This is a genomic window from Microbacterium soli, assembly GCF_039539005.1.
GTDB lineage: Bacteria > Actinomycetota > Actinomycetes > Actinomycetales > Microbacteriaceae > Microbacterium > Microbacterium soli.
This window is the reverse complement of the sequence record NZ_BAABCP010000001.1, coordinates 351091-363310: the sequence shown is the minus strand read 5'-3', so window position 1 is coordinate 363310 and position 12220 is coordinate 351091. Positions and strand designations below refer to the sequence as shown.

Sequence of the window (12220 nt, the reverse complement as noted above, 5' to 3'; positions counted from 1 at the left end):
GCCGAACCGGCCATGCTTCTCCCTATACCTATAACCTCAAACCCGGGATGGTTCAAAGCGGGGCGCCGGCGTGGGTCATCTCGATGACGATCTTCCCGGGCGTGCGCCCGGTCCGGCTGCGTGCCAGGGCGGCGTGGACGCCTTCGAGGGTGAAGGGGAAGCGCGCAGCGATCTGCGGTGCGACACCGCCATCATCGACCATGGCGTCCACACGTCCGAGGAGGTCGGCGGATGCTCTGAGGAAGACCGGGATGTACTTGATGCGTGCTCCGATCATCCCGCGCAGGCGACGCAGGCCTATCGTGGCCAGCATCCGCAGAGCGGACGCCGGGGTCACCGTCTCGTCCTCGTCGCGGGAGATGGTGACGAAGCTTCCCCCGCGTCGGAGCACCCTTCTGGCCTGGAGCCACTTGTCCCGCCCACCGACGCAATCGATGACGGTGTCGAACGATGAGAGGGGATAGCTGTCGGCGAGTGTCGTCGTGCGGTGGTCGATGACATCGTCGGCTCCGAGTGTTCGCACCAGTGCATGATTGCGACTGCTCGAGACGGCCACGATGCGGGCACCCCGACTGCGCAGCATCTGCACGATGAACGTGCCGACCCCGCCCGACGCCCCGATGACGGCCACCCGAGACCCGTTGGTGACTCCGCCCGCATCGAGGACCGCCAGCGCAGTCTGCGCCGCGAGCGGGACCGCCGCGGCGTCGGCGAAATCGAGCCCGGCCGGGATCTCGTTCAGCAGCGACTCATCCACGTTCGCATATTCCGACGCGCCGCCGGCCTGGAGGTGGTTGTCGCCGTGAACCCGGTCCCCGATTCGGAATCGTGTCACTCCGGACCCCACCGCCGAAACGGTCCCGGCGATGTCGAACAGCGGGATGAACGGGAATCGGCGCGGCGTGATCAGTCGCCGGTTGCCTTGGATCATCTGCCAGTCGATCGGGTTGATCCCGGCGGCCTCGACCCGAACCTGCACCTGACCGGCCTGCGGTGGGCGGACGGGAAGATCCTCCGTCCACGAGAGGACTTCCTCGACGGGGCCGAAACGCTGCTGGATCACGGCACGCTGGTGAACGGGAGCACTCATTGCGCGACCTGCCCGAGTGTCCGAAGCAGTGCGTCGCGGTCCTGCAGTGAGACGTCGGCGAAGAGGTTCTCCTCCTGTCGGCGGATGATGGCGAAGCCCTCCTCGTGCGCGGCTGATCCGGCCGAGGTCAGAGACAGCAGAACACCCCGACGATCCGTCGGATCCACTTCACGGTGAAGGAGGCCGTCCTGGACCATCCGATCCGAGAGCACGCTGGCATTCGACTTCGAACAGCCCAACGCCTCAGCGAGGTCCTTCAGGCCGACCGGCGCTGCGCTTTCAGCAAGCCTGTGGAGCACGGCCATCCGTGCCATCGACAACGACGCGGACGTGAGCGCGGCGTTCATCCGCTCCTCCATCGCGCGTGCCGTCTCGATCACGGTCAACGCGGGACTGATCGACACCGCGGTGCTGGACCATCTATTAGTTCGGATACGAACGTTCATGCCATAACGATATCAGGCGGGAAGTTCGGCGGGGCCCGTTTGCGGTTATGGACTCAACGTTCCGAGAGGCGAATCGCGATCGTATCCCGGAAGAACCGCGAACGCCGCGGACGCCGTGACACGGGCGTACGACATAAGCGCATCGCTCTCATCCATGCGCTGCTGCGTTTTCACGAAAGTGCGGATATCGTTCTGAAATGAGGTGAACAGCATCCCGGAGGTGAAGCCGCTGGGAGAGGATGCATCCGAGGGCGTGAATCCGTAGCTGCGCCGCAGCATGAGGGGGCTGCCGGTGAAAGACGGATGTGCGGCGCGGATGTGGGCGTGTGCAGGGATGATGAAGGTGCCATCCGGTTGCTTGGCGGTGATGTCCACATCATCGTGCAGGGCCCCTCCCGTCAGTGGGCTTCCGGTCACCTTGTCGCGTCCGATGATGGCGTTCTGCTCGTCGGAAGAAAGCGCTGAGAATCGATCCACATCGAGGACGAATCGACGAATCACACAGATCGTTCCGTTGGAAAGCGGTCCGTCCTGGATCCAGACACCGTCAGCGAGCCCGTCTGGAGAACGGGGGATGGCGATGCCATCGTGGAAGCCAAGCGGGTTGCGCGCCACATCACGGACTCCTGCACCTCGAAAGCCCAGCTCCGTCCATCTCACCTGTACGCCTTTGACAGACGCGATCACGGCTCGATACGCAGGGTCGAGGACATTGGGGTCGCTTGCCGCGATGATGAGCAGAAGGTCTCCTCCCACGGAGAGTGGATCCAGCAGGTCGTCGCCGCGGAACGGCGGCATATCCAGCAACTCATCGTGAGGGGCAGGCAACAGGGCGTTGAGTGGGCGAGGGCCGAGACCGACGAGCACTGTCAGATCGCCGACACCATCGGGGAAGCTGTGAGAAGGATCGGCGAGGCCGCCGATCGCCTTCCCGAGCAGGGTGAGCGTGTCCGCGAGGCTGGTGAGGTCCAGATCGGCGACCGTATAGCGTGCGAAGGACTGCGGAATTCGGGGGGTGTCCACCCCTGCTTGAGTGTCCCCGAAGGGGCGAATCGCGACTGAGGCCGGTGGGGGAGTGCTCGGAGACTCGTCCCGGACCACAGCACCGGTGATGGCTGCGCCGCCGGCGGCCCCGACCCCGAGTCCGCCCAGTCCCGCCGCAAGCATGAGACCGCGTCTCGAGATGCCTCCTGGCCGCCTACTCATCTGCTGCCTTCTCTCCGTGCGAGGCGAGCAGGTCGCCGAGATGATGGAGGTCCGGCCCATCGCCGGAACCGAAATCGACCGCGGACCACTCCGCGCCGATGCGCAGCTCCGCGTGATGCAGCAGCCCACGGTCATCGACCCACAGCCTCGCGTCCGCGGACTCCGGTGTCGGGCGCTCGTCCTCCGGACCGAGCGCGACATCGTCTGGTGGTGGTGCGAAGATGCTGAGCTCGGCGGACGGATCAGCATCTTCGCTGAGGCCGGCCTTCGTCGTGAGGTCGCCGGTTCCCAGGAACAGGGCACCGGATTGCTGGAGCAGCAGCGGGTTGTCCGGACGATCGCTGCCGAGGGTCGCGATGCTGAGCAGCAGAGTGTCGAGGGTCGACGCGGTCGGGTCGAGCGGGCGCACCTCCCACCCATCGTGTGCCGGATCGGGCACGGGGAACTCAGGGAATCCCGAAGGATCGGGCATCTGCGGGCGAATGCCTATTCGAGCGGGCGTCCACAGCATCGCCTGTGCGGCGAAGCCCGCGCCTTCGACGGAGGCGTATCCGACGTGCGTCGCGAAGTCGTACCAGCCGAGAAGGTGGAGCTCGGAGCCGAGGACTCGGACGTGAGTCGAGATATCTCGCGTTCCGGCGTCGTAGTTGTTGAAGCGCACGGTGGCGAGGATCTGGGATTCCTCCGTGGTGACCGGATGCCAGGAAGCATCCGAAGAGCACCCGGAGGTGATGAGCGCGACGGCAACGGTCAGCGCAAGGGCTGCGGTGCGAAGGCATGCGAGTGCGGTGCTCAACGGATTCCACTCGCTTCCGAGAGGAACGCGGGGTCCGGCACGGAGATGCGTGCGGGATCGGGAAGTGAGACGTCATCGGGGAGACGGCCGTAGCTGTGCGACGGAGGAAGGTTCGGCTGGTCCTGCGGGAGTCCCACCGACCGGAAGCTGATCCCCTCAGGGGCCTCTGGCCAATCGGGTGCTGCTGACGGTTGCGGAGGGGACGCCGTGGTCGCGGCGGTCGACGGCTCACAGTTCGGGGAGTGCATCGCCGCAGACAGATCCGACGGAATCGTGTCCTCGGCGCTCGGCGACGCGCAGTTCGACGAAGCAGGTGCGCGTTCAGCAGAGACGTTGACGACAGCGCTGGCGTTGTCCTGAAGGACGTTATCGATGAACGCATTTCCCGTGGTGGCGAGATCTTCGGCGTTCGTCAGCACGATTCCTGCGCGGTGATTGGACTCGATCCTGTTGCGTGTGACCAGATTGCTCGTTCCCCCGCTGATCCCGATTCCCGTGCCGAAGCCGCCCGTCGCCTGGACGGGCGTCTGCGTCTCGTTGTTGTCGGAGATGATGTTCCCGGCGATGAGATTCCCGCGTTGAGGATGGAACGCTTCCTGATAGTTCGAGAGCAGCGTCAAGCCGACGCGGTTGTTCGAGAACCTGTTTCCGACGACGAATACGGAGTCACTGGCGTTCGAATTCTCGAATCCGACCGCGTTCCTCTCCGCGACGTTCCCCGTCACGAGAACGTCGCACTCCGTGCACTGCCCGACGTATATTCCGCTGTCGGCAGATCCGGAGGCGTACGAGTCTCGAATGATGCCGTGCTGCGCATTGAACGCGTAGATCCCATACAGGCCGTTGTTGGTCGCGGTGACGTGGTCTGCGAGGAATCTCTGCAAGGGCGGGAAATCGGCGGGGCTCCACGGCTCGTATCCGGCTGCCGTCGGTGCCGACGGGCCGGTGTCGTCGTGCAGCCCGGTGAACAGCAGTCCGTAGAACGTCGCTCCTGTCACGGTCAGGTTCTCGACGCGGACGCCGTCGGCCATCACCGCGATCCCGAAAGGGCGGATGCCCGCGGCATCGATGACCGTGGTGTTGCGGTCCTCGCCTCTGATCGTGATGTCCGGGGTCGAGACGAGGAGCTGCTCCTCGTAGTCGCCCGGGGCGATGAGGATCACATCACCGGGCTGGGCGAGTTCCTCGGCCTGAGCCAGCGAACCGGCTTCGGAAGGAACATGGATGACGCCATCCGAGTCCGTCCGCGGAGCGCAACCGGACAGTGCCGATGCCCCGATGACGCAGGCGAGGAGAATCCCCAGAAGGCTCCGGAAAGAGTGCATGTCACGAGAGTGTACTGAGCCGAGAAGGGCGGGAGCCGACAGTTCCGGCAACCCACGGGGGTTTACGTACGCCGTTCATCGGAGATTCTGCGGGTCTTCTGAGATCACCGTCTGGAGACGAGGGCGCTCTTGCTAGAACCATGGACGACCTATGTGTGTCTCACCGCCGGCTCGGTGGGCACCACGTTCTGCGAAACAGGGATGAGCGCATGACCAACCGTCGATATGCCGAGGGAGCACCTCGGCATGCTGCCCCACGGACTCCGAAGTCGACGTCGCTGAAGAAAGGACTGGCGGGTCTCAGCGCCGCGGCACTCGTGACGGGTGGACTCGTTCTCGTCTCGACGGTCGCGCACGCCGCTGAACCGATCAACGGGAGCGTGTTCATCGACTACGACGGAGATGGCGAGTTCACCGCGTCCGGCGATGTCGTCGACGCACTGATGGGCGGCGTGACCGTCACCGCGTACGACGAGTCCGGTGTTGCAGTGGGATCCACGACGTCCATGCCGGAAGCCCTCGCGGATGCCGGGGGCAATTACATCCTGGAACTGGACGGGAGCGTCGAGACAGGCGACCCGATCCGGCTGGAGTTCACGGGCCTGCCCCATGGGCTCGGAGACTCGTTCGACGCGGGCAGGAGCAGCGTCAGATTCATCACCGCCGGGGAGGCATCGAGCGTCGATTACGGCGTCTTCGATCCCGTTACGTACATCCCCTCGAACGTGGATGCGACGGAGGTGCCGCTTTTCGCAGCGATTCAGTCGGCCGGCCTGCCGGGCGGCGACGCCAGCAGTCAAGCGGCAGTCGTCGGCACACCCTGGCAGGTCACACCGAACCCGGTCACGTCGTCTCCGTCGGCGATGAGTGAACGTCGGGTGTTCGCGACATACGGTGAGGTCGGATCGGTCTGGGGACTCGCGTACAACGCTCCGCAGAGATCACTGTACGCGGCAGCCACCTACAAGCGGTTCAGCGCACTCGGCAGTCTCGGTCTGGGCGGGATCTACCGGATCAACGGCGTCATGGGCGATGACGGCCGGATGGCGGCGACCGGCACAAGCGTCGAGCCCTGGCTCGACGTCGTCGATGACCTCGGCATCGACGTGGGCACCGTCTTGTCGAACGTGGATAGAGGCCTGACGAACTCCGCCACAGAAGCGCTCCCGGATTCAGATGCTTTCGCACAGGCGGGCAAGGTGGGAATCGGCGGGGTCGCCGTCACCGCAGATGGCTCGCACCTGATCTTCGTGAACCTCCACGACCGCGATCTCTACGTCGTGGATCTTCCGGAGAACGGCTCCAAGCCGTCGCCGACGGATGTGACGAGGCTTCCGTTCTCGGACGAGCTCGCCGATGGCCAGCAGCCGTGGGCCGTCACCATCGACCGCGGCACGGTCTACGTCGGCTACGTCGATACCGGCGAGACTCCGGGGGCCAGCGCGAAGAGCGCAGGGCTGAACGCCTACGTCGTCAGTGCAGGACTGGACGATGTCCTCGCCGGTGCCGCGGAATGGCAGAGCGCCCTCACCGCCGATCTCGGCTACAAGAAGGGCAACTCCGTGGACATGTGGGGAACCGGCGACCTCGTCGGCCCCGGGAACACCAACCACATGCAGGTGGTGCGGTGGAACACCTGGGCTGATGAGTGGAGCTGGGACGGGAACAGCGCCCCGACGACTTCGAACTCCGGAGTCGCGCCAGACGAGTTGCACACCGGCACCGTCAACTCCGTCGGACTCGACAACGGCGGCGACAACCAGTGGTACACGTGGGTCCACGCGTACCCGCAGGGGGTTCTGAGCGGCATCGCGATCGACAGCCAGGGATACATGACCCTCGGGTTCACCGACCGCACGGCGATCCAATCCGGAAACCGGAACCTGCCGGCCATCGCAGGCAGAAGCGAACTCTTCACCACGCTCTCAGGCGGTGACCTTCTGCTGGCCGCCCCGAACATCGACAGCACCGGTCAGCTGGACGGCACGTTCACCCTGGAGAACGACGGAACCGCCGGCGACCGCACGTGCAGCGATGACCACTCCAGCATGAACGACCCGCATCACCGTGCGAACGATCAGGGACCCGGTGGCGACCTGACCAAGGAGTTCTACGACGACAACCAGAGCGCCTATGACTTCATGGAGAGTGTTGCTCGCAACGACAAGCACCACTACGAAACCGCTCTCGGCGCGGTTGTGGCATACCCGGGGCGCGAAGAGGTCGCCTCGACGGCATTCGACCCGACGCGGATGGTCAACGTCCACGGAGTGAGCTGGTTCAACACCACCACGGGTAACGGATACCAGGGTTACAACCACACCACCGGCAGCGCCAGCAGCTTCATGAAGGGCGGCGGCATGGGCGGGCTCTCGCTCGCGCTGAAGGCTGCCCCTGTGCAGGTCGGCAACCGTGCGTGGCTCGACCTCGACGCCGACGGCATCCAGACGGCCGGCGAGCCCGGAATCGTCGGGGCGAAGGTGTCGCTCTATCGCGCCGATGCCAACGGTGATCCAGTCGGCGATGTCCTGGCATCCACGACCACGGATGACAACGGCGAGTACTTCTTCCGCACCGAAGACGCACCGACCGATGGCACGCCCGGCTTCACGCGTGACGGCGCCTACGTCGTGGTGTTCGAAGCAAGCACCGGAGCGGTGCAGCTGAACTGGGGCGGCGCGACTCCGACGATCGGCGACGTCACCTGGAACCAGCTGCTGTTCACGGAGGCGCAGGCGGACGACGGCACCGATCAGACGACGCAGCGGGACTCGAATGCACGGCCCGTCGTCGTTTCCGGTGAGGAACCCGCTACGCGCGCGAACGCCTTCATCGCTGTCGGAGGCCCAGGACAGAACGACCACTCGATCGATGCCGGTTGGAAGCTGGGCACGGTCACCGTCGGCGACTATGTCTGGGAGGACTCCAGCCGTGACGGCGTGCAGGATGACGGCGAGCCCGGCATCGAAGGCGTGCTGCTGAAGATCGAACGGGTGAGCGGCGACTCGCGCGAGGAGCTGCGCACCGACGTGTTCGGCGATGAGTTCACCGAGAACCGCACCGATGCCGACGGCCGCTATCTGTTCGAGAACCTCCCCGTGCTCGTCGAAGGCGAGCACTATGAGGTGAGCATCGTCCGTGATGACGTCAGAACCAGTGAAGCGCTGGCACTGTTCGAGCCGACCCAGGAGAACGGGACCGGGCGTGACGGCGACTCCAGCAAGTGGACCGCGACGACTCTGGACACGGAGAACCCGACGCGTCTGACTGTTCCGGGCAGTGAGGACCTCTCGCTGGACTTCGGCTTCGTCCGGGTCACTCCCAGCGCCGTCATCCTGAAGGGAGACGACAGCGATCCCGCGAACGTCGCTCCGGCCGACACGCCGGATTCGGCCGTCGATCTGACCGTCTCCGGAGATGATGCGGGGAGCACATCCCTGCTCTTCGAGATCAGCAACGACGGCGGGGAGGACCTCTACGACGTGGTGGTCACCGACGTCAGCACCGGCAGCGGCGACGTGGAGGATCTGATCTGCTACTTCCCGGGCGGCGATGAGACGGCGGGCGTCTTCGACGAGAGCACCCGTACGTGGACCGTCACCTGGGAAGCATCCCGGGCAGCCGCCGGAGACGATCGCAGGGCGCTCTCACGCGGTGCGTCCTTCGACTGCAAGGCGACGCTGACCGGTGTGATCGGTGACCACGAGAACGTCGCAACCATCGATGGCACCGGTGCCATCAGCGGCGATTCGATTCCGAGGAAGCCCTTCGACCCGACGAACCCCGAGACGCCCGGCACGGACAATCCGTTCCACGCTACGCGCACGCCTTCAGTCTCGGTCGGAGACCGCGTGTGGTGGGACACCGACGCCGACGGCATTCAGGGCCGCGACGGCGACGGCATCTACACCGAGCCCGGCATCGACGGCGTCGTGCTGAAGATCACCGGACCCGACGGGCAGCCGGTGCACAGCGTGGTGACCGGTGAGGTGATCCCCGAGCAGACCACGGAGAACGGTGGCGAGTACGAGTTCATCGACCTGCCGGTTCTCGAAGACGGCCGGTACACGGTCACGGTCGTCTCGGTTCCCGAGAAGTTCACGCCGACCGAGCCGGGCACCGACAACGGCGCCGACGAGTTCGACTCGTCCACTGACAGCGCCGAGACCCAGCTCGATCTGAGCTCGCACGGCAAGAAGGATCCGACCCTGGACTTCGGCTTCGTGCTGAAGACCCCCGGCGCGACGGTGAACAAGTCGGATGCCGACGGCAACGACGCGAACACCGCGGCTGATGCCGTGGATCTCGGCCCCGCCGATGGCCGGACCACGATCGTCTTCACCATCGAGAACGACGGTGAGGAGCCGCTGACGAACATCGGCCTGGGCGATGCGAGCTCCGGTTCCGGCACAGTCGACTACCCGATGGACTGCATTGCGCTGATCGACGGTGAGGAGATCTCGTTCTCACTGGCCTCGGCCGATGCCCGCTGGAATGGTGAGCTGCCCGTCGGCGCGACGATCACCTGTGAGGCCGCCCTTTCGGGCGTCACCGCGGGTGACCCGCACGCCGATGTGGTCACGCTCTTCGCAGATGGCGTGCTCACCGGGTTGCCGGTGCAGGATCCGGACAACCCCGGAACGCCGGAGAACCCGAACCGTCCCAGCGACCCCTACCACGCCGAAAAGCTGACGTATGCGATCGGTGATGTCGTCTGGATCGACCGTAACCAGAACGGTCAGCAGGACCGCGTGGGCGCTGAAGGCGGTGAGAAGCCGATGGCAGATGTGGTCGTCAACCTTCTCGACGGTTCCGGCGCGGCGGTGAAGGATGCGTCCGGCCGCGACGTCACCACGACGACGGACGGCAACGGCCGCTATCTCTTCGACGACCTGGTCGCCGGAGACTACATCGTGGAGTTCGTCCTGCCGGATGGATACCGCTTCACCGAGCAGAATTCCGACGGTGTTCTGCCGGGTGCGGACTCCGACGCCGACCCGACGAACGGACGGACCGATGTCATCGTCGTCGGCAACGACTCGGTGACCTCGGAATACACCGATCAGGACTGGAACGCGACTGAGGGGGTGGACCCGAGGTGGGATGCGGGCATCGTGCCCGAGTCCGTGTCTGTCGGTGACTTCGTCTGGCAGGATCTCACAGGCGACGGCATCCAGGATTCCGGCGAGCCGGGCATCCCTGGCGCGACCCTGACCATCACAGGGCCCGACGGCTGGGACGGCAGGAACGTCTATGGTGAGCCGGTGACCCCGGTGGAGACCGATGGACGCGGCTTGTACGAGTTCACGGATCTGCCGGTGCTGAGTGAGGGCGAGACGTACACCGTGACGATCTCGGACGTCCCCGCGAAGTTCAAGCCGACGCTCGAGAACCAGGGCGAGCGGGGAACGGACTCGTCGACGGGGTCGGCGACCTCCGGTGCGCTGACCGAGGACGGCGCGAGCGATCCGACCCTGGACTTCGGCTTCGTGCTGAAGACCCCGGGCGCAAGCGTCAACAAGTCCGATGTGGAGGGCCGTGATGCCGACGATCCGGCGGATCCGGCGGATCTGTCTTCGACTGACGGTGCGATCGATGTGGTGTTCACAGTGTTCAACAACGGCGAGGAGCCCATCACGAACATCGGCCTTGCCGATGTGACGACGACCGGCTCCGGCGCTGTGAGCTACCCGTTGCTGTGCTCCGCGACCGACGGTGACGAGGCGCCGAGCGAGTTCAGTCTCGAACGCGCTGACGCACGCTGGAGCGGCGAGTTGGGCATCGGCGAGACGATCAGCTGCACGGGCGTCCTCACCGGGGTGGCAGCTCACGAGCCGCACACCGACGTCGTCACCCTCTGGGCCGACGGAGCGCTGACTGGCAAGACGATCGTGGACCCAGAGAACCCGGGCACCCCGGAGGATCCGAACCGTCCGAGCGATCCGTACAACGCGGTCGTGAAGACCTACGCGATCGGCGACTACGTCTGGCTCGACCAGGCGCACCCGAACGGCATCCAGGACGCCGACGAACCCGGCGTCCCGGACGTGACGGTCGTGCTGCGCGACACCGACGGCACCGAGGTGGCTCGCACGACGACGGATGGCGAGGGCCACTACTCCTTCGATGAGCTGAAGCCGGGTGACTACCGGGTCGACTTCACCCTCCCGCGCGGATACATCCTGATTCCTGAGAACACGGGTGACGACTCCACGGTCGACTCCGATGCCATCGCGGATGATGCGAAGCGCACATCCGGATCCACCGTGTTGGTGACGCTGGACGACACCAACACCGCGCTGACCGACCGCCGGGGCATCACCGCCACCGAGGGCATCGACCCGACGTGGGATGCCGGGGTGCGGCGCGCCGAGGTGTCGGTGGGCGACCGGGTCTGGAAGGACAAGGATCGCGACGGCATTCAGGACGACCCGACCGACGAGCCGGGCATCCCCGGCGTGACGGTCGTCATCGAGCGCACCGACGGCGAGCCCGTGGTCGACGTCGACGGCAACCCCGTGGATCCGGCCATCACCGGCAAGGACGGGGAGTACCGATTCGATCGACTCCCGCTCCTGCCGGCGGGCGAGACCTACGTCGTGCGCATCGACCGTGAGAAGTCGGAGAACGCACTCGACAACCTCGTGCCCACCCTCCCGGGTGCGGGCGAGGACCCGGCGGCCGACTCCTCCGACTGGGAGGAGAGGGCGCGCGGTCTCGACGAGGATGGTGACGAGGACACCACGCTCGACTTCGGCTTCGTGACCAAGCGCGTCACGGTCGGAGACCGGGTATGGGAGGACAAGGACAAGAACGGCCGCCAGGATCCCGGCGAACCCGGCATCCCGGGTGTCGTGCTGACGATCAGCGGCCCGGACGGTGAGGTGGTCACGGACGTGTTCGGCGAACCGGTCGGCCCGCAGACGACAGACGAACAGGGTGAGTACCTGTTCGACAACCTGCCCGCGCTGCACGACGGGGAGGCGTACAAGGTGACGATTGATCGGGACGCCTCCGCAGATGCGCTGAAGGGCCTCTTGCCTACCCGTGAGGGTGTGGGTGATCGTGAACGCGACTCGTCGACGTGGGAGGCTGTCAGTCGGGCACTGCTCACTGATGGCGATGACGACCTCACGCTCGACTTCGGGTTCGTCCTCGAGGCGGACGCCCCTCTTCCCCTCGCGCTGGCCATCACCGGTGGTATGGCTCCGATCATGATCGGGCTCGGCGGAGTCGGGCTGCTGCTGATGAGCGCAATCCTGCTCGGCGTCGGATACCGAAGGAGCGTGCGATCAGCCTGACGCGTGGCTGAGGGGGGAGGTGGCTCGATTCGGTGAAACCGGACCGAGCCACCTCC

The 12220-nt window shown here is 65.7% G+C and carries 6 protein-coding genes; 1 reads left to right on the top strand and 5 read right to left on the bottom strand.

Going from position 1 to position 12220, the window contains the following annotated elements:
- Positions 1-52 precede the first annotated feature (52 nt).
- The 5 genes from ABD770_RS01710 to ABD770_RS01690 form a co-directional block, all read right to left on the bottom strand.
- Entirely contained in the window at positions 53-1090 is a 1038-nt protein-coding gene (locus tag ABD770_RS01710; RefSeq protein ID WP_344817759.1) for an NAD(P)-dependent alcohol dehydrogenase, read from the bottom strand.
- On the bottom strand, positions 1087-1536 hold the full coding sequence (locus ABD770_RS01705) for a MarR family winged helix-turn-helix transcriptional regulator (RefSeq protein WP_344817758.1): 450 nt from the start codon (positions 1534-1536) through the stop codon (positions 1087-1089). Before ABD770_RS01705 ends, ABD770_RS01710 begins: the two co-directional genes overlap by 4 nt.
- 45 nt (positions 1537-1581) lie before the next feature.
- Positions 1582-2559, bottom strand: coding sequence for a Dyp-type peroxidase (locus ABD770_RS01700; RefSeq protein ID WP_344817757.1), 978 nt, complete (start codon positions 2557-2559; stop codon positions 1582-1584).
- Between the two features lie 175 nt (positions 2560-2734).
- A complete protein-coding gene (locus ABD770_RS01695; protein ID WP_344817756.1) occupies positions 2735-3538 on the bottom strand; it encodes a hypothetical protein in 804 nt (267 codons plus the stop codon).
- Positions 3535-4863 carry a right-handed parallel beta-helix repeat-containing protein gene (locus tag ABD770_RS01690; RefSeq protein ID WP_344817755.1) on the bottom strand — a complete coding sequence of 443 codons (1329 nt, stop codon included), beginning with the start codon at positions 4861-4863 and terminating at the stop codon, positions 3535-3537. The genes ABD770_RS01695 and ABD770_RS01690 overlap by 4 nt, the downstream gene beginning before the upstream one ends.
- Before the next feature lie 209 nt (positions 4864-5072).
- Here ABD770_RS01690 and ABD770_RS01685 point away from each other — a divergent pair, with 209 nt between their 5' ends.
- Positions 5073-12164, top strand: a complete 7092-nt coding sequence (locus tag ABD770_RS01685) for an SdrD B-like domain-containing protein (protein ID WP_344817754.1) — start codon at positions 5073-5075, stop codon at positions 12162-12164.
- The last annotated feature ends 56 nt before the right edge of the window (positions 12165-12220 follow it).

Coding starts and splice junctions, on each gene's coding strand:
- ABD770_RS01690 (WP_344817755.1), bottom strand. CDS start 4,863: ATGCACTCTTTCCGGAGCCTTCTGGGGATTCTCCTCGCCTGCGTCATC.
- ABD770_RS01710 (WP_344817759.1), bottom strand. CDS start 1,090: ATGAGTGCTCCCGTTCACCAGCGTGCCGTGATCCAGCAGCGTTTCGGC.
- ABD770_RS01705 (WP_344817758.1), bottom strand. CDS start 1,536: ATGAACGTTCGTATCCGAACTAATAGATGGTCCAGCACCGCGGTGTCG.
- ABD770_RS01685 (WP_344817754.1), top strand. CDS start 5,073: ATGACCAACCGTCGATATGCCGAGGGAGCACCTCGGCATGCTGCCCCA.